Origin of the sequence: Endozoicomonas ascidiicola, assembly GCF_001646945.1 — a bacterium.
Classification (GTDB): domain Bacteria; phylum Pseudomonadota; class Gammaproteobacteria; order Pseudomonadales; family Endozoicomonadaceae; genus Endozoicomonas; species Endozoicomonas ascidiicola.
This window is the reverse complement of record NZ_LUTV01000003.1, coordinates 230,252-249,170: the sequence shown is the minus strand read 5'-3', so window position 1 is coordinate 249,170 and position 18,919 is coordinate 230,252. Positions and strand designations below refer to the sequence as shown.

Annotated in this window: 19 protein-coding genes and 1 riboswitch; of the genes, 6 read left to right on the top strand and 13 right to left on the bottom strand. The window is 47.0% G+C overall.

Translation table 11 applies throughout. The features are described 5' to 3' along the window. Position 1: 1 nt before the first annotated feature. The 4 genes from AKL11_RS26770 to AKL11_RS08630 form a co-directional block, all read right to left on the bottom strand. A complete protein-coding gene (locus AKL11_RS26770) occupies positions 2–562 on the bottom strand; it encodes a BMC domain-containing protein (protein WP_067516469.1) in 561 nt (186 codons plus the stop codon). A gap of 50 nt (positions 563–612) precedes the next feature. Then, positions 613–1,266: an ethanolamine utilization microcompartment protein EutL gene (gene eutL / locus AKL11_RS08640; protein WP_067516465.1), complete on the bottom strand. Its 654-nt coding sequence runs from the start codon at positions 1,264–1,266 to the stop codon at positions 613–615. Positions 1,267–1,329: 63 nt separating this feature from the next. Then, on the bottom strand, positions 1,330–2,259 hold the full coding sequence (gene eutC / locus AKL11_RS08635) for an ethanolamine ammonia-lyase subunit EutC (RefSeq protein WP_067516463.1): 930 nt from the start codon (positions 2,257–2,259) through the stop codon (positions 1,330–1,332). Positions 2,260–2,271: 12 nt separating this feature from the next. Next, positions 2,272–3,636, bottom strand: a complete 1,365-nt coding sequence (locus AKL11_RS08630; protein ID WP_067516460.1) for an ethanolamine ammonia-lyase subunit EutB — start codon at positions 3,634–3,636, stop codon at positions 2,272–2,274. Between the two features lie 380 nt (positions 3,637–4,016). After that, positions 4,017–4,233: riboswitch (cobalamin riboswitch) on the top strand. Positions 4,234–4,552: 319 nt separating this feature from the next. Between AKL11_RS08630 and AKL11_RS08625 the strand changes: the two genes are divergently transcribed. Together AKL11_RS08625 and cobU are read left to right on the top strand one after the other, a co-directional pair. Further along, positions 4,553–6,421 carry a TonB-dependent receptor domain-containing protein gene (locus AKL11_RS08625; RefSeq protein ID WP_095210273.1) on the top strand — a complete coding sequence of 623 codons (1,869 nt, stop codon included), beginning with the start codon at positions 4,553–4,555 and terminating at the stop codon, positions 6,419–6,421. Positions 6,422–6,730: 309 nt separating this feature from the next. Beyond that, entirely contained in the window at positions 6,731–7,258 is a 528-nt protein-coding gene (gene cobU / locus AKL11_RS08620; RefSeq protein ID WP_067516453.1) for a bifunctional adenosylcobinamide kinase/adenosylcobinamide-phosphate guanylyltransferase, read from the top strand. Here cobU and AKL11_RS08615 read toward each other — a convergent pair. Then, a complete protein-coding gene (locus AKL11_RS08615) occupies positions 7,253–7,540 on the bottom strand; it encodes a cysteine-rich small domain-containing protein (RefSeq protein WP_067516452.1) in 288 nt (95 codons plus the stop codon). The genes cobU and AKL11_RS08615 overlap by 6 nt on opposite strands. A 39-nt stretch (positions 7,541–7,579) precedes the next feature. Between AKL11_RS08615 and AKL11_RS08610 the strand changes: the two genes are divergently transcribed. The 3 genes from AKL11_RS08610 to cobD are packed head-to-tail and all read left to right on the top strand — an operon-like array spanning position 7,580 to position 10,568. Further along, positions 7,580–8,614, top strand: a complete 1,035-nt coding sequence (locus AKL11_RS08610; RefSeq protein WP_157673476.1) for a cobalamin-binding protein — start codon at positions 7,580–7,582, stop codon at positions 8,612–8,614. A gap of 10 nt (positions 8,615–8,624) precedes the next feature. Further along, positions 8,625–9,563, top strand: coding sequence for an adenosylcobinamide-phosphate synthase CbiB (gene cbiB / locus AKL11_RS08605; protein WP_216636781.1), 939 nt, complete (start codon positions 8,625–8,627; stop codon positions 9,561–9,563). 12 nt (positions 9,564–9,575) lie between these two features. After that, complete coding sequence (cobD, locus tag AKL11_RS08600; protein WP_067516451.1) at positions 9,576–10,568, top strand: threonine-phosphate decarboxylase CobD; 993 nt, start codon at positions 9,576–9,578, stop codon at positions 10,566–10,568. 21 nt (positions 10,569–10,589) lie between these two features. On the opposite strand, the gene AKL11_RS08595 is transcribed toward cobD, so the two are convergent. Genes AKL11_RS08595 through AKL11_RS08565 form a run of 7 tightly spaced genes read right to left on the bottom strand, consistent with a single transcriptional unit; the run spans position 10,590 to position 17,261 of the window. Then, entirely contained in the window at positions 10,590–11,294 is a 705-nt protein-coding gene (locus AKL11_RS08595) for a Dph6-related ATP pyrophosphatase (RefSeq protein WP_067516450.1), read from the bottom strand. Beyond that, positions 11,291–12,811 (bottom strand): cobyric acid synthase, encoded by a 1,521-nt coding sequence (locus AKL11_RS08590; protein ID WP_067516448.1) that lies wholly within the window; start codon positions 12,809–12,811, stop codon positions 11,291–11,293. Before AKL11_RS08590 ends, AKL11_RS08595 begins: the two co-directional genes overlap by 4 nt. Further along, positions 12,808–13,902, bottom strand: coding sequence for a nicotinate-nucleotide--dimethylbenzimidazole phosphoribosyltransferase family protein (locus AKL11_RS08585; protein WP_067516446.1), 1,095 nt, complete (start codon positions 13,900–13,902; stop codon positions 12,808–12,810). The genes AKL11_RS08590 and AKL11_RS08585 overlap by 4 nt, the downstream gene beginning before the upstream one ends. A gap of 38 nt (positions 13,903–13,940) precedes the next feature. Further along, positions 13,941–14,759 carry an adenosylcobinamide-GDP ribazoletransferase gene (gene cobS, locus AKL11_RS08580; RefSeq protein WP_067516444.1) on the bottom strand — a complete coding sequence of 273 codons (819 nt, stop codon included), beginning with the start codon at positions 14,757–14,759 and terminating at the stop codon, positions 13,941–13,943. After that, positions 14,756–15,418, bottom strand: a complete 663-nt coding sequence (locus AKL11_RS08575; protein WP_067516442.1) for a histidine phosphatase family protein — start codon at positions 15,416–15,418, stop codon at positions 14,756–14,758. Before AKL11_RS08575 ends, cobS begins: the two co-directional genes overlap by 4 nt. Further along, the gene (locus tag AKL11_RS08570; protein WP_245673325.1) at positions 15,402–16,331 is read right to left on the bottom strand and encodes a helix-turn-helix domain-containing protein; all 930 of its coding nucleotides are present in this window, start codon (positions 16,329–16,331) and stop codon (positions 15,402–15,404) included. Before AKL11_RS08570 ends, AKL11_RS08575 begins: the two co-directional genes overlap by 17 nt. A gap of 54 nt (positions 16,332–16,385) precedes the next feature. Further along, positions 16,386–17,261 carry a helix-turn-helix domain-containing protein gene (locus AKL11_RS08565; RefSeq protein ID WP_067516440.1) on the bottom strand — a complete coding sequence of 292 codons (876 nt, stop codon included), beginning with the start codon at positions 17,259–17,261 and terminating at the stop codon, positions 16,386–16,388. A 321-nt stretch (positions 17,262–17,582) separates the two neighbouring features. Between AKL11_RS08565 and AKL11_RS08560 the strand changes: the two genes are divergently transcribed. Next, on the top strand, positions 17,583–18,245 hold the full coding sequence (locus AKL11_RS08560; protein ID WP_067516438.1) for a hypothetical protein: 663 nt from the start codon (positions 17,583–17,585) through the stop codon (positions 18,243–18,245). Between the two features lie 184 nt (positions 18,246–18,429). Here the strand turns inward: AKL11_RS08560 and AKL11_RS08555 are convergent, their stop codons facing one another. Continuing rightward, a complete protein-coding gene (locus AKL11_RS08555) occupies positions 18,430–18,918 on the bottom strand; it encodes a flavodoxin (RefSeq protein ID WP_067516436.1) in 489 nt (162 codons plus the stop codon). Between the last annotated feature and the right edge of the window lies 1 nt (position 18,919).

Below are 18,919 nucleotides of genomic sequence, written 5' to 3'. Positions count from 1 at the left end.
TTTACTTCACCCTCTGGTGATATTCGATCATGGCCTGAATCAACGTGGCTTTGTTGGCAAACTTGATTTCCTGCTTGCTCAATGAAAAGCCCGGCAGCTGTCGTGCCATATTTCTCAATTCAACTGTCTTATGTGCCTTCAGCTCATCTGCAGTCATGACACCTTCTGGTGTTTCCACAGACAAAGCGTCGCTGTCAGCAGCATCCTTAACGGCGAGTGTCGTCTCTTCCGCAACGTCAGGCTGGGTTTCCACAACCGGTGCCGCTTCTTCAACCACTTGCTCAACGTGACAGCCCAGCAGCACATCCAGTTCAGCAACAGGTCGTGCAATAACATGGGAAGAAATCACCTTGCCTACACGATCAGCTGCCATAGTGCCGGCTTCCACAGCCGCCTTAACAGCGCCCACGTCACCGCGGACGATGACGGTAACAAGACCGCCACCGACGTTTTGTTTAGCGACCAGGCTGACATTGGCGGTTTTCACACAGACATCTGCCGCTTCCACCGCCGCGAGGTAGCCAAACGTTTCAATAAAACCCGCCGCCTCTTGTGTTCTCATTGTCAGCCTCTCCATTCTTTACTCAGTAAGAGCAAATCTTTAAATACCAATCAAAAATGCTTTGGGTTGTCCGCAACAAACTTCACCGCATCGGCAAAAGCGTCACATGCCGCTTTACAGGCAGACTGGCTACCGGTCAGCAGGGCACCGCCAAAGTTGGTCTCTGATGGAGGCTCAAACAGTTGACACAGTTTCACGTCCGCTGCTTTCATTGCTGCGTCCAGTGCGTACATGGCTTCCAGTGGTGGAGCAATCAGGTACGCCAGGGCTTCGCCTTCTTCAATTTCAGCCATGCCAGACAGGAAAGAACCTGTACGGGAGATGCACTGAGCGAAGTAAGCAATGCTGTCGTCTTCGTTCGCACTGTAGAAAGAGAATTCGTTTTCGATGTAATCGATAGCCACGTTCAAGCCGCTGCGAACTTCCGCAGGGCTTGGGCCAGCGATCATACCGATCACTTCACCAGCCAGTTTGCTGTTGGCATTGGCTGCGCCGCCGTAGAAGCTCTTGCCCATAACCACAGAGACTTCAGCGTTTTTACACGCTTCGTCCAGGGCACAGAAAGTCACGTCATCGGCATCAGCAGTCAGGATACCCAGACTCTTCCAGCCTTTTGGCATACCCAGCTTTTCCGCCATTTTGGCGTCAACATTGGGGATCATTTTCACGGCCAGTACGCTGGCACCCAGGCGATCACCTTTCATTGCTCTACTCCTTTCAACCGGCAGTAGTCGTTTTAAAAACGATTACTGCCTTATATCCAAAGATCAGAAACGGAAACCAACACCGCTGCACTTCTGCTCAAACATCTTCTTAACGATGTTGGAGATGTGCGCACCGGCTTCAGCAGCAGGTGTTCCGCGACGATGGATATTAGAAACCACGGTACGACCCGCTTCCGGCATACCCACCTTGCCTTCATAAGTGATGTAGGCACCCATGGACTCACCAGTAGCCAGTCCTGGACGTTCACCCACCAGCATCACAGTGACTTTGCCGCTGGTCAGTTCAGTCAGGTGATCCATAGCGCCCACACGACCAAACTTAATGAACACGGTGTCGCCTACACTCAGGCCATAACCTTCCAGACCCTGTTTCAGAGCTGGCAGGATGTTCTTCAGGTTGGCGGTAATCGCACTGGAAGACAGGCCATCAGCAATCACGATCTGAACGTCCGCACCTTTGCGGCATTCAGATTGAATTTTTGCGGCACCTTCTTCATTGATAGTACGACCCAGGTCAGGACGAGTGACGTACATATCTTTGTCTTCACACTTGGAAGACACGGCAATCAGGCCAGCTTCAGCAACCAGCGCTTCATCCACTTCGTTGAATACGGAATCGATTGCAACAGCATGGTCAGCACGGAAACGCAGCATCGTTTCAGTCTTGTAACGAGGACCGGCACGACCAATACCCAGACGCGCTGGCGTCTTGGCCTTGAGCTTCATGTACTCAGCCTTGTTCTCCGCATTTTCAATAGCGAAGAAGTCTGACATTTCGATAGCCGTAATGTCGTACAGTTCGCTGTCGTCTACTTGCGCAGCGCTGTTATTTGCCGCAGCGCTATTCGCCGCAGCGCTTTCAACCTTACCAGCAACCGCCTGAGCAACCTGTTCAGCCTTACCGGCGTCAGACAGATCGATTTCCTTCAGGACTTTGCCAATCAGGTCTTTCAAATCATTTTCAGAAATCATGGTGAGCCCTCATTACTTCAGGAAAATAGAAGCATCGCCTGCCTTGGCAGTCAGACGACCATTTTCCATAATGCCCATACGCTCACACCAGGCTTCGAATTCCGGGATTGGGCGCTTGTTAAACAGCTCACGCATGGTGGCTACATCGTGATAACCGCTGGTCTGATACATCAGCATGATGTCGTCACCGGCAGGAATACCCATGAAATAGGTACAGCCAGCTGCGGTCAGCAGTGTCATCAGAGCTTCGTTATCGTTCTGATCGGTCTTCATATGGTTGGTGTAGCAAACGTCCACGCCCATTGGCAGGCCGTGCATCTTACCCATGAAGTGATCTTCCAGACCGGCACGGATTACCTGCTTACCGTCGTACAGATATTCAGGACCGATAAAGCCAACAACAGTATTCACCAGGAACGGGTTGTAACGACGGGCAAAGCCGTAGCAACGGGCTTCCATGGTCACCTGATCGGCACCGTGGTGTGCATCGGAAGACAGTTCAGAACCCTGACCGGTTTCGAAATACATCACGTTAGGACCAGTACAGGTGCCCTGCTTGAGCATCATGTCCTGGGCTTCTGCCAGATTGCCAGCGGTGAAACCAAACGCTTCGTTACCCTTCTGGGAACCAGCGATGGACTGGAAAATCATATCTGCTGGTGCACCGCGTTCTACGGCTTCCATCTGAGACAGCACGTGAGCCAGCACGCAGTTCTGGGTTGGGATTTCAAACTTCTGCTTGATCTCCTCGAACTGATGCAGACAGCGATAAATACTGTCTGTGGTGTCGTCTACCGGGTTCAGACCAATGACCGCGTCACCCATACCGTAGGAAAGACCTTCCAGGGTAGAGATGCGGATACCATCCACGTTATCGGTGGTGTGGTTAGGCTGCAGACGAGCTGCCAGCGTACCCGGTTGACCGATGGTGGTGTTACACGTCGCCAGCACAACAATTTTGCTGGCCGCGTAGATCAGGTCACCGTTGGTCATGATCTTGGCAACCGCCGCGATCATTTCAGACGTCAAGCCACGGCTGATACGACGAATCTCGGAACTCTGGGCTTCATAAGACAACAGCCACTCACGCAGCTCGCCTACCGTCCAGTTCTTGATTTCGCTGTAAATGCGCTCGTTAACATCGTCCTGAATAATTCGGGTAACTTCATCTTCCTCGTAAGGAACGACCGGGTTATTCCGAAGATCAGACAACAGCATGCGGGAGAGAACATCTTTCGCCGCAACCATCTCTGTAATTGATTCGGCGGCAATGCCCGCCAGTACGTCGCCAGAACGCTTTTCGTTGGCCTTGGCGAGCACTTCTTTAATGCTGGAGAAGGTATAAACCTTTCCGAACAGTTTCGTTTTAAGAAGCATGAGGAGCCTGCGCCTCGCTCGAATGAAAAAATGTATGAATTTGCGCGGCTAGACTAACCAAATGAGCACGACATCGGTTTGATATGTGTCAGAGAGCACCATTTAATAAAAATTGACGCAGATCAAAAAAACCAAACCATGATTATCAAATTCATGCAGAGATTGACCAGAAATGATCAAAATCAATTATGTGGAGCGGATTCTGACGGAAAACCCACAAAAAATTATGACCCTGATCAAACTATTGGCCATTTTTAAAAAATGAAAAATCGTATTCGAATTGAGTTGCCACCGGACCAAATCAGGAATTGTACAAATGAATGTATAACTACCTAAATCGAATCGGAAAAACACACTATTTATTAGCTTCTTTTTCATTAAAACTTTTGTTAACTGAAGGTAAACAGACCGTAAAATACAATACGACTGTTGATGAATAGATCATTTGGGAATTGGGTTTAAAACCCTGCTGTACCCGCAACTGTGATGGACGAGTTCTGATCAAAAGCCACTGGCAATACTGACATAGTATTCTGGGAAGGCGATCTGCAATAAAGACTCCAGAGCCAGGATACCTGCCTTAGTTAAGCAACCTATAAGTAGTTAACCAAATGAAATCATATTTTCTGACTGAATGGACAGTCACTCTGCTGCGTTACAACTCCGGTCACATAGCTACCGCTATGCTCCCTGCGTTGTGCCTTGCATAGTAACCATCCATTCAGCCAGAAATATTCGTTTTCAAATGGTCAACTACTTAGAAACAACCTCTGTTGTTTTAACCGGGCGGGTTACCTGGCGGTTGAGAGAATCTTCTGATTTCCTCTCCAAAGACACCGACATTTGTCTTACAACATGATCACTCATCGTTGTAGCTACCCACCCAGTTTCTAATTCGATTTTTTCGAGAGAACTGATGAAATACTTTTCTTTTTCTCCTGTGCTGACTTCTCTGGCACTGGTGATTTGCAGCACAACGGCTCTGGCTACAGAACCAAAAGCTTACACAATGGATCGAGTGGTGGTTTCTGCAACCCGAACCGCACAGTCTGTTGATGAAACGCTGGCGCCGGTTTCTGTGATTACCCGCGAAGATATTGAGCGTAGTCAGGCTTCTTCTGTGCCGGAGTTGTTGCGGACAGTGCCTGGAGTACAGTTTTACTCCAATGGTGGCCGCGGGTCGGCAACATCCATGTTCATACGTGGTGCGAGCAGTGCACAGACACTCGTATTAATTGATGGACAACGAATGAACAGCGCTACAAGTGGCGGTGCTGATTTACAATACCTTGATCCAAGCCAGATTGAACGTATTGAGGTTGTACGTGGCAGCGTAAGTAGCTTATATGGTGCAGATGCTATAGGCGGCGTTGTTCAAATTTTCACTCGCAAGGGTAAGGGAGAACCTCACCTTTCAATTCGAACGGCCGCTGGCACAGAAAACACCAGAGAACTTGGCCTTAACTTTGGAGGAAAAACTGGCAATACCAAGTTTAATTTTGGAACATCATTAATTGAAACTGATGGCTTCGATTTCACTAACGATGAGAATACATCTAGCCCTCACAAGGGTATCAACTTAGACGATGACGGCTTTCGGAATAAGTCCATATCCACCTCCATTTCACATCTATTCGATAATGGCATAGAAGCGGGTGTTAGCTTTTCTCATAATAAAGGTAAGCTTCACTACGATGAAGATACTAACGAGAAGAACCCATACAATGCCTACTCAAGCTTTGAAAATACAATTTTCAATAGCTACGCCAGTCAATCAATAAATGCTATTTGGTTCACGCGTTTGGATCTTGGCTTCATGCATAGCAATAAGCAATATCTTGGCGACAATATCCCCGCAGGAAACACTGTAAGCAACACCGAACTGGAGACCGAACGTCATTCTCTTCTATGGCAAAATGATGTTTCTTGGCAAGAAAACCAACTACTAACTGTTGGCTTGGATTACTATATAGATCAAGTTGATGGCTCCAACACTTATAGTGAAGACTCACGCTATAACGCTGCGATATTTATTCAAAATCAAACACAGCTAGATGATAGCAACTTACAAATAGCTTTACGTCAGGATAAAAATGAATCTTATGGTTCCAACACAACTGGCAATATTGCATACGGCTATAACTTAACAAATGATCTTCGCTTGATAGGCTCATACGGTACAGCTTTCAGAGCACCAACTTTTGGCAACCTTTATGGTAAATACGGAAAGCCAAGCCTGAACCCTGAAAGTTCTAAAAACCATGAGGTTGCGTTGAAAGGCAATGAATCTTTCGGTTCGTGGGAAATATCTGCTTTTCAGAATGATATTGAAGATATGATTGCCTACGCAGAAGGCACATATTTCAATACCGATAAAGCTCGTATTCGTGGACTGGAAGCAAGCATCCAAAGCAGAATTAAAGGCTGGGATGTATATTCAGCTGTTACTATAATGGATCCAAAAGATCAAGAGAACGACAGCCTCCTTACACGCAGAGCAAGACAAAGCTTCAACCTAAGCATTGATCGCAAGATTAATAGCTGGTCAGTTGGTAGTACACTCTTCGCTCAAAGCGAGTCATTTGAATATGACAGAGATGACAATCCTATCAGGCTCTCAGGCTTTGCAACTGTGGATCTGCGTTTAGCCAAGCAGCTCAACAAAGAATTTAAGTCCGAGTTCAAGGTAACCAACTTAATGGACAAAGAATATTCAACAGCAAAAGGCTACAATGCCCCACCACGCGCAGGTATCATCAGCCTAACCTGGACTCCAGAGTTCTAAGACTAAGCTCGTTCCCATGCTCCGCGTGGGAATGCAGACCTCTTAGTTTCAAAGAGATAGATGTATGGATTCCCACGCTAAGCATGGGAACCAGGGCGTTTGCGACACCCACGCTGGACATGGAAACGAGTTGGCTGAGAGTTTTGCGACAACCGCGAAGCATGGGAACGAGGTCTTTGCAGTTTCGCGCCAATCTACTGCGCAAGAATAACGCGGGAAGATTCTTAACTGACTCTACCCTTACCTGCTAAAACCAACACTGTGCGGCAACCAAACCACACAGTGCACCCTAACTTTTGGAATACCCCCGTGATAGAGCTAATTCTTGGTGGTGCCCGCTCCGGCAAAAGCAAGCTTGCAGAAAAGAAAGCGGCTGAATCCGGTCTTGAGGTTATCTATATCGCCACAGCCACCGTACACGATGGTGAAATGGCTGATCGTGTAGAGCACCATCGGGCACAACGCCCTGATCATTGGGCTGTTATCGAAGAACCGCTATTGCTGGCAAAAACCCTGAAAGAACAGGCAAACGACAACCGATGCTTATTGGTGGATTGCCTGACATTATGGATGACTAATTTGCTCTGCCATGAGAACCCTGATGTATTTCATGAACAACGAGCAGAGCTTCTGTCATGCCTTAAAGCGCTGAAAGGCCTGGTGATTTTCGTATCCAACGAAGTGGGCATGGGTATTGTCCCCATGGGTGAACTGACTCGTAAGTTCTGCGATGAAACCGGCCGACTGCATCAGAATCTGGCTGAGCAGGCTGATCGTGTTGTGCTCACCGTCGCCGGTTTACCTCACGTATTGAAAGATGAAACGGCCGCTTTATGATTCCACCGCAACAAACTGAAGCCGGACTGTCTCATTCCGCTCTTTCAGTTTTTGCATGATGTGGTCATAGCCTTTAGGGGCATGGGGAATCGTACAATCTGTGCAGATTTTAATGCCGGACTTGAAGGTATTCTTACCTCCACAGTCGTCCATTAGATAGAGCGGGCAAAAGCACATCAGGCAATTAAAGTGTTCCGGTTTTGGGGCTTTATGACACGGAAAATATTCACATTCCGTATTTCTGAAAAACCGGGAACCATTGTTAACAGGATCGCTTTTCATAGGATCGCTTTCAGCTGGAGTGACATGATGGAAAAATGCATGGAAATTAGTACAGCCAATGTATCAGCTTTACCGGTACGCTCCAATGAATCCGGCCTGAGAGATACCGTACTGAAAACCGTACAAACATCCATAAATCAACTGATCCGATTCAGCTTATTGTGCCTGACGATCAGTGCCTTTTCCGTTAGCGCCCTAGCATCTATTCAGATCACCGATGATAGCGGCAAAGAAATCACATTGCCCAATATTGCGCAGAAAATCATCAGCCTTGCGCCGCACATTACCGAACTGCTTTATGAAAGCGGTGCCGGCGATCAGGTGATTGGTGTCGTCAAATACAGCGATTACCCTGAAGCCGCAAAAACCAAAACCAATGTGGGCAGTTACAACAACATCAATATTGAAAAAATTATTGCACTGCAGCCCGATCTGATTGTTGCCTACAGCGGTGGCAACCCACCCATGCAGCTGAAACAACTGGAAGACTTGGGTATTCCTGTTTATCACTCCAACCCTGAGACCATTCCTGACATTATTCAGAACATCCGCAATCTTGGGCTGATGACGGGTCATAGCAAGGCCGCTAATCAACATGCCGACCAATTACAGCGACATTACCAAACACTGGCGGAAACCTACGCTCACCTTGAGCCTGTGAGTATCTTTATTCAGATATGGCACGAGCCACTGTTAACCGTCGACAATGGTCATATTATTGGTGAAGTGGTCGAGCTTTGCGGTGGTAAAAATGTGTTCCCCAGCATGGTATCCCGCTTTGCCAATGTCTCTCTGGAATCGGTCATTGCTCAGAACCCACAATCCATTATGCTTCGTGGTGGTCACGGAACTGCAAAGCCTGTGGATGTTTCTGCGGCGGGCTGGTCTTCCCTTCAGGCAAGCCAGAACCAACAAATTATTACCATTGATGAAGACCTGCTTTATCGCGCCTCTGGTCGCCTGATTGTAGGCACCGAAGATCTGTGCAAGAAACTGGACAACGTTCGACGTTTTTATGCCGCTAACAAAGAAAATGAATTCTTTGCCTCACAACCAACTCCACTAACCCCTTGAGAGCAACCTCGTGATAGAACTGGCATTGTCTTCCGCTGTACAGCTGACATTGGCATTATTGATGGACCACTATTTGGGAGAACCCAACCGTTGGCATCCACTGTCCGCTTTTGGTCGTATGGCTCGATGGATAGAAAGAGCAGTTTATCCTGATCAACCAGAGCGCTCTCTATCATCATTTTTGTGTGGTTTACTGGCACTGGCTCTGACGGTGATACCAACGACTATTGCAGTTTATTTTCTCATTCAGATACCGGGTTTCGGCTGGATACTGGAAGTCTTTCTACTGTATCTGGTCATTGGTCGATTCAGTTTGATTCAGCACGCGGGCTATGTTTCCAGTGCCTTAAAGAGTGATATCCTGACTGAAGCAAGAATAAAAGTAGGCTGGATCGTGAGCCGCCACACCGACCAACTGACACCAGCGGAAATTATCCGTGCCACCATTGAATCCGTCTTGGAGAATGGGAACGACGCTGTCTTCGGTGCAATATTCTGGTTTCTTCTGGCAGGCGCACCGGGTGCCGTGTTGTATCGCATGGCCAACACGCTGGATGCCATGTGGGGCTATAAAAACACCAAATACCTTTACTTTGGTCGCGCAGCTGCCCGATTTGATGATCTTCTCAACCTGATTCCGGGTCAATTATGCGCCCTGACCTACGCCCTGTTTGGTCATACCCGACAAGCCATTCGATGCTGGTTTTCTCAGGCACCTGCCTATAAAAGCTTTAATGGCGGCTCTGTGATGGCTTCCGGCGCTGCCAGTCTGGGAATATCCCTTGGCGGCAAGGCAACCTACCATGGTCAGGAGATTTCCGGCGTTCAGCTAGGCTGTGGACAAGAACCCAATTTAAACGACATTGATCGTTCCACAGCACTGGTCACCAAAGGCACCATACTCTGGGCACTCATTACCCTGCTCTTTACTGCCTGCTATTACATCTAACGGACATAGTTTATGTTGAATCACGGAGGAAAACTCAGGGCTGCATCGGTGCGGTATCAGATACCACTGTCAGACTGGGTCGATTTATCCACAGGGGTCAACCCACACTGCTACCCGATACCAGAGATTCCATTAGTCAGCTGGAATCGTTTGCCAGAAGACGACGATGGGTTAATTGAAGCCGCCACTGTCTATTATGGTTGCAACTCGATTTTACCTGTTGCGGGATCTCAAGCCGCCATACAAAGTCTGCCAGTTATTCGCCGTCGGTTATTTCCAGACAGCAACACCGTTGCCATTCCAGCCATTGGTTATCGCGAGCACTTCCATGCCTGGAGTCAGCAAGGTTATGAAATACTGACTTATGAGGATGAACCCACGGAAGCGCAGTTGCATCAGGCGGATGTTGTAGTAATCATCAATCCTAACAATCCAACGGGTCATTTGATTGATCCGGAAAAACTGTTGATGTGGCACAATCAGCTGTCTAAACGACAGGCATGGCTGGTTATCGATGAAGCCTTTATGGACTGCTCACCAGAACACAGCCTGACCGATAAAGTACCTTGTTCAGGGCTGATACTATTAAGGTCTATTGGAAAGTTTTTTGGCCTTGCGGGCATACGTTTAGGCTTTGTACTCGCTGAAAAGAGCGTGTTGACGTGTCTGCAGGAGCATCTTGGTCCATGGACTATAAACGGTCCAAGTCGTTTTATTGCACAACAATCCCTGAAAGATGAAATCTGGCAACAACAGAATATGACCCGCTTGAAGACATCCGGTAACCGGCTATTGAAATTACTACAGGAACATTTTTCTAAGGTTTATGGAACACCCATGTTTGCTACCGTTTTCACAGATCGGGCATGTGTTTTACATGAGTTACTCTGCAAGCAAGGTATCTTCACCAGACTTCTGGATGATGAAAGCGGTATTCGATTTGGACTTCCCAGAAACACGGACGACTGGCATCGTCTGGCTTCTGGATTACAACGTACCTGTTAAAGTCTGTGGTTATCAGCCAGTCTACTCACTGAGGGTAATCTGAATCATTGAGTGCCCCCAGCTGTCCTGTCGGATAGCACCGGTTTTCACCTTTAGCGGTGAAGTAAAACAGGGACCATCCACCACCAAACTGTGAAATTCACCATCTTCTGCGGTCGGGCAAATACCCAGCACTTCAATTTCATCCGCCAATTCTGGCGTCATAATCTTGCCAAGGTATTTCATGTCCATTTTGTCGTGCTTCACACTGACAATCATGGTTTTGAAGCCCGCGGATAGAACATCATCCAGCAACTGTCGTCGAGTGTAATGCCACAGCGGAAATCGGGGAATAATATTGGCTTCATCCGTGACCCTGTCCAGCCAGTCTTTGTGCGCGTCAAGATCAATATCCCCAAACACGACACTGGTAATTCCAAATTTCTCCCGGGCTTCACCGATTACATCTTTCATGTGCTGTTCGTAATGCCCTCGGGGTACCGAACGAAACAGAACAGGCACACCCAACGCATTAGCCTGTGCCTCAATAATCTCACGATGCAAACCATGGGAGCCGGTATGTGTGCCGTCTGCATCCAGCATGGTGTAAAGCGCAGCGGGATGACTACCTTGACGCTGTGCCAACCAGAAAGCGTAGCAAGCATCTTTACCACCACTCCAGGAGGTAATAAATGCTTCGCCGGTTTCGGGAAAGGTTGCACTATCGGATAATGATTGACGACTCATTGGGCAACGGACTCCGGTCCAAACATGATTGAGATGATCTGATCCATATCCAACGACGCTTCAAGAGCACTGGCAATCCGCTCAATGCCCTCTTCTCGAACGGCATCATAATCCGGCACTTCGACGTTTTTTAATCCAGCCCATTCGAGGATGGCACGGCAAGCTTCGGAATGATCAAAAATTCCATGAAGGTAACTGCCAAATATCTGACCATCGGCTGACATCACCCCATCGTCGTGGGAATCCAACTGGATTAACGGCGTTTCAAGGGCAGAGCCGACCGTGGTGCCCGCATGAATTTCATAACCGGTGACGTTGGCTTTTTCTTGTCCGGGCAATTGCATCACACCTTTAACCCGTCGCAGCTGTTTTTCTTTTTCAATCGTCGTTTCCAGATCCAGCAAACCAAACCCATTGCTGGAACCTGGCTCACCTTCAATGCCATCCGGATCATGTACAAACTGTCCCATCATCTGGTAGCCACCACAAATACCCATGACTTTGCCGCCAAAACGAATATGTCTGAACAGATCTTCATCCCAGCCATTCTCGCGCATAAATGCCAGATCGGAGCGAGTGCTTTTGCTACCGGGAAGAATGATTAAGTCAGCAGGCGGAAGTCGTTTACCTTTGTAGACAAAGGTAATATCTACCGCCGGGTTCAAACGCAGCGCATCAAAATCCGTGTGGTTACTCATGCGACTGAAGACGGGCACTACAACTTTTAATGAACTGCCTGATAATGTATTGCCTGATTCGGTATTCAGCTGCTGAACGGCCACCGCATCTTCTGCTTCCAGATGAAGGCCATGCAGGTAAGGAATCACGCCGAGAACGGGCTTGCCGGTTTTCTCTTCCAGCCAATCAAGGCCAGATTCCAGCAATTTAATATCCCCCCGGAAGCGGTTGATGATAAAGCCTTTCACCCGCGCCTGTTCAGACTCAGACAACAGCGCCAGTGTTCCATAGAGATGGGCAAATACACCACCACGGTCAATATCCGCCACAATGACCACAGGGCAATCCGCTTCTTCCGCAAAGCCCATATTAGCAATATCCCGATCCCGCAGATTTATTTCTGCCGGACTACCCGCACCTTCGACCACGACGGCTTCATGAGCACTTAACAGACGTTGGTAAGATGCCTGAACTGCTGCCATCACTTTGGGTTTGTAATCGTGATAGGTTCTGGCATCCATATCCGTCAACGCTTTACCGTTCACAATAACCTGGGCACCAATATCGGTATTGGGTTTAAGCAACACTGGGTTCATATCCGAATGAGGCTCAAGACCACAGGCCTGTGCCTGAACGGCTTGCGCACGACCAATCTCGCCATTGTCCACAGTGACTGCGCTGTTTAGGGCCATGTTTTGCGGCTTGAATGGTGCGACTTCTATTCCACGATTCCGTAATGCACGACAGAGGCCTGCACAGATCACACTTTTGCCGGCATCCGATGTCGTGCCCTGAACCATAATGGCTCTTGGCCCAGCGGAGGATTTGTAATCACTCATAAAGCTTTATTTCCAGAAACGTTAAAAAGTGAGAAATGCTCGTCAACAAACTCATCGATGACGGCAATAATCTGTTCAGAAGAAAAACCGAGATATTCTGCAAGATAAAGACAGCCACCAAGACCACAGCCCTCGACCACCAATCCCTGTTCATAGAGTTCGACACAAGGGTGACGGGACTCTGAAAAATTAACGACAGGTGTCCTTATCTCAATATTGTCTTTGATAAACGTCAGCAGTGATTGGGCCTGACCGGTATCGGTATAAACCCAGCGGGTAGTGACCTGTTGAAAACGTTGTCGATATTCTGCGAGCCGCTGCAGATTTTGATGACAGTGCATTAACCATGGGGCAACAAACATCAACCCACCCGCTAACCAGACAGGGTTTGCATGATCCTGCGCCATCAAACCCTGAAGCAACCCACTCACTGTTTTTTGAAAGCTGTCATGCCAGCCAGACTGGCTTAGCAGTGATTCTGTTGAAGACGTTATGCCACTGCCCAATACTTCACGGCGCAGTTTATTAATAACCTGACGTTTATACTCCAATTTATGGGAGGCTTTAGTGCTGCCAGATACGGGCACCTCTTCGCCCATCAGTAAACTGAACCACAATGATGAAAATAACGTACTGCCCACGCCACACTCACCAATCAGACTGATGTTATTGCCATTGGCTTCCTGCTGCAGGTTGGGGAGCATAACCTCATTAATAAGAGCCTCAATCCCATCGCAATCACAGTGCCACTGCTGAACACTGTCCAGCTGATGTAACGATGGCGGCAAGTCTGGTGTCACCGGCAGGTCGATATTGTAGACCCGCATATGTACTTCATAACCATTGCGACGCAACAGCTGTAACAGACTGTGGACTAATAGCGCAGGCGTGATTGCATTATTGGTCAGCAAGGGTTGGGGGATAATACCCGGCAGTGGCGTAATATCCCTGCCAGTCACAATCATTTCGGTGTTATTAGCTGGGGTATACCCCATCAAACCCAAACCGGCACCCGCATCACTCAAATTATGAAGCTCGGGCAGATCAGCGACAGCATTGATCATGCTGAAGTATATGGCAGGTTTATTCATCACGATTTACAACAAAGTCTAAGAACGCAATCAGATTGTTAAACTAACAAAGCGGAAGTGACCAACAGCACCATTTCCGTTACTTCAATAACACCGCCGGCCACATCACCGGTAAAGCCACCCAGCCTCTCGATGCTCTGACGACGAAGCCACCACCAGACAACGGCGGTTATTAATGCAGGAAAGATGAGAAAGAAACCGGATATTAGTACCGCTGCAGTCAAGCCAGTAAACAGAAAAATCGAGCATTCCGGCTTTTTGGAATAATCACTGAAAGCCTGACCCAAACCTTTAGGCCTTACATAGTCGGTTGTCATAAACAATGCCATACCGGCACATCGACTGAGTATGGGTATCGACAGCAAAACCCACCAGGAAGACGACAGAACCAGTCCAACGACGGCAGCCATCTTTAATAACAACAAAACCACCAATACTAAAACAGCCATGGGGCCGCAGGTGGGGTCTTTCATGATTTCCAGAGTACGCTCTTTACTACCCAGCCCACCAACCCAGGCATCCGCACAATCACCGACACCATCTAAATGAAGGCCGCCCGTGATCAGCGTCATCATGGCAAACACCAGCGCGCCAATCAGCCCAAGATGAACCATGGAGACAGCGCCATGCCAGTATAAAAGTGCACCGTGTAACATCAGACCAAAACAAACGGAGGTTATGCCCACCGCCAAACCCACAAGAGGAAAATACAGCAGCGCTCGCCCCATATCTTCATCATAAATGTCCTTCAGGTGCCAAGTTGGCAAACGGGTAAAAAATCCCATAGCCAACGCAATCGCCTTACCATGGGATAACCAGACACCCGCCGTTTTCTGGTTGTTTTTATCCATATTCATTGTGAACACTGACCATTAAGAAACATAAGGCGGGGCCACTGACCGCCCTGCTCATCGTGATAAACTTCGATACGGGAAATACTGCCGTAGGGAATATGCAATCTGGACATTGCCAGATTCTGACTGGGATCCATGCCAAGAATAATAGACAGTAACTGTCGAATAACGCCGGAATGGGTGACGAGCAGTATCTTATCACCTTCATGTTCACTCAACAGTGTTTGCCAGGCATCATTAATTCGCTGATGAAAATCCGGTAGACTTTCACCACCTTCGGCGGCGTGCTTCCATGGGTCCTTCCAGAAGGCGGATAGCGTTTCAGGATAGTGCTGATGAATCCATGTATAGGGCTTGCCATCCCAAAGACCAAAGTTCATTTCCTGCCAGCCTTCAACTACCTGCAAAGGCTGTGCGTGCTGATTTGTGTAGTATTCAGCAAACAAACGACAGCGTTTCAGTGGCGAGCTGATGACGGCCTGATAATCAAAAGCGTTAGCCACAGCAGACTGCAGTTGCTGCCATCCGGTACGGCTCAGTTCGACATCATACCGACCATTCAGACTGCCATCGTTCAATGGCTCGCCATGGCGAAGTAAGTCAATCACCGTCACTTTTGCTTTTTCAGACACTGTGCCCCCTGCTTTACGTATTAATTTCATTCTGCCGACAGACTGCTCGAAACGCCTTTGGCGAGAGTTGCGTATGACGACGGAAAAACTTGGTCATATTAGTGGCTTCATTAAATCCCATCTTTACGGAAATATCCGTGATTGTGTAGTGGCTAAACGCCAGTAGCCGCTTAAGTTCGACCAGTAGTCGATTATCCAGTAATTCTTTGACCGTGTGACCAGTATTTTCCTTTGCCACCTTATTGATCTGTTTGCAGCTCTTCCGTAATGACGCGGCATAGTCATTCACATTGCGTGAAATATGAAAATTCGATTCGATCAACGACTTCAGTTGATAGTAAGTATTGGCTCTTGCCGAGCAGGTGCGTTTGTCCTTCATGGACTGATATTCCCTGACCACCGTCTTCAGAATGATGGTACGCAGTATCGTTCTGGAAATCTCGCCACTGAATAGCTGACCATGGCTGACAAACTCATCCTGGAGTGCCTGAAACATGCTAAGCAATGACAAGTCCGCATCCTGCAGGGTATTGACTTCAGATAGAGCCGTAGAAATAAGATCTTTCAAGGTATCATCATGGCCAAAGAATAGAGGCTCATCATCAAACGACAGAACATAGCCAGTAATGTCAGGGTTATAACAAAACTGATGAACCTGATAGCGCGAAAGAAACAGAAGTGTGCCGGGCTTTAACTTGTACTTTTTATAGTCAATATAATGCTCACCTTTACCAGAAGCGATATAAATGATGGCATTAAATTGCAGACGGTGAGGCTTGACTGCCCTCTCCATTTGTCGCTGATAAAATTGTTCTATGGAAAACAGGTTAAGACTGACATCTTCCCGAAACCGTTCCAAACTGATGCTATCAATGTCGCTGGCGTGCATAGGTGAATTTACAGACACAAAATCCTGAGACTCGAATTCTGCCTGTATTTTCATCACACGATACTGACAGAGGTTAATATTTAGTCATATAATGCAAATAATTTGACGTTATATTTTCACCTCACTCATACGACATACCATCCGGAACTGCCTTGGTGTCAACTGGGTATGCCGCCGAAAAAACTTGGCCATATTAGTAGCTTCATCAAACCCTGATTTCTGAGAGATGTCCGCAATGGAGTCATGACTGAATGCCAACTGTCGTTTCAACTCCACAAGAAGTCGGTTATCCAAAAGCTCTTTTACGGTATGACCCGTATTTTCCTTCGCAATCGTGTTAAGGTGCTTCACACTTTTGCCGAGTGAAGAAGCGTATTCATTAACATTTCTGGAAATATTATAATTGGATTCAATTAGTATTTTCAGTCGATAGTAATCATTTTCCAAGACCTGTTCTGTAATACTCTCCTGCAGTGAATAGTGTTGTCTGACAACTGTCTTCAGTATGATCGCACGCAATAACGTTCTCACAATTTCATGACTGAACAATCGACCAATATTGACAAACTCACTCTGTATCACTTGAAATAAGCCCAACAGTGATAAATCTTCATCCTGAAGCGCATTGATAGCGGATAGCGAGCCAATAACCAGTTCCTTTAGAGAGTCATCGTTACTTAAGAACAAAGAGTCATCATCAAACGATAAAACAAAACCAGTAATTGAAGGGTTATAACAAAACTGATGAACCTGGTATCTGGACAGGAAAAATACAGTCCCCGGTTTTAGCTTGTACTTTTTATAATCAATGTAATGCTCACCTGATCCGGCTGAAATATAGATGATCGCATTAAAATAGATCCGATGAGGCTTGATCGCCTGCGAAAGCCTTTGCTGGTAAAACTTATCCATAGAAGACAAGTACAAAACATTGCCTTCCGAAGACGGTGCCAGACGGACTGACTCGATATTGCTACTTTGCATATTAGACGGTACAAATTTCAGATTGGCATATTCTGCCAGGAAACTTAGCCTGATATTATGACGAAGGTTAATAATTATTCATTAAATATAATTTTCTTAAAGGCATCCGTGTACAGAGTACAATACAAATCTTTCGTCTTGTACGTTTTACACACAACGCAGCAACTCTTTCAACAACTTGTCTATTTAACAAACAAATGGATAAAAAAAATCAGACCTCCACCGGTTTATGGCATATTCATAAGAAGAACCTCCAATTTCAATAATAATACTCTCCCCAAATAATGTGTTGAACGTCAATAAATTAAAAAGGAGAAGTAAATGAAGCGTATCCTTCTGGCGGCAACACTGGCCTCTGCATCCACTTTATCTCTGGCTGATTTCAGCCTGATCAGCGGTAATATTCAGTTCCATGATGACCCTGCAATGAGTGGCAATAACGATGCAAGCATGATGCTTGAGTTCAACCACTTTCTGGTGAACAACATCGATCGTGGACGTATGAGACTATTCGGCCGCTTTGATGGCATTAAAGTGGGTGAACAGACTGAGGGCACCAAAAGTAGTAACCCTGTTGTCACTGTGGGAGTTGAACAGGAATATTACCTGACCGATCAGTTCTGGGTAGCAGCCGGTTATCACCACACTATGCAGGATGGTGATCTGATTTCTGCCAGACCACTGATCAAAGCAGGCTATTTCTTTAACGATCAATTTGAAATCAAACATCGTACACGTTTTCATATTGATAAAACTGGCACTAAAGACGACGACGTTTATACAAATACATTCTTAATCTACAAACTGTCGAGCCTTCCTGTAAAGCTTCAGTACAATCATGCAAAGCTGTGGGAAGTTAAATCAACGGATCATGAGTTCCAAGTTGCCTGGTCCAGAAAAGGCTTTCAGCCTTACATTGAATACCGTGATCAGAAAGATGGTGAAACCAGTGCTTTTGTACTGGGTGGCTCTATTAAATTCTAAACCAATCTCATAAGTAGCGCCCCAAGGCGAAAACGGCTGAACATCTACGACTAACAATCGTACAAATTAGATAATGTTAGTCAGAAGTTAGCCGCATGAATTCATATTTTCTGATCGAGTAGACCAACTACTTACTCAGAAAATACAGGGACGTGACGAAAAGCTCTCGTCCCTGATGAACTACTTATAGCGCAATAGTTTTAAGCCATTCATTAACACGACTTTCTGTAAGATCCGCCTGATTATCTTCATCCAACACCAGGCCAACAAAGTGGTTACCACGCTGTGCTCTGGACTCGGTAAAATGATAACCGTCCAGCGGCCATTCACCCACCAGCTCTGCACCAGCATTTTCAACGGCTTCTGCCAGATTATCCAATGCATCAGCGAACGTATCGCCGTACTCTTTCTGGTCACCAAGGCCAAAAAGAGCCACTTTAACGCCGTTTAATTCAGCGTCTTCCAGATCGGGCAGAAAGTAATCCCAGTCGCCCTGCACTTCACCCTGATTAACGGTCGGTGCACCCATGATCAGCAGCTCATAATCTGAGAGGCTGTCTGCAGCACAATCCGCTACATCGATGCAATCTGCTTTTAACAGCTCTGCCATATTTTCTGCGATGCGTCGTGTATTGCCGGTATCACTTCCATAAACAACTGCAATGCTAGCCATA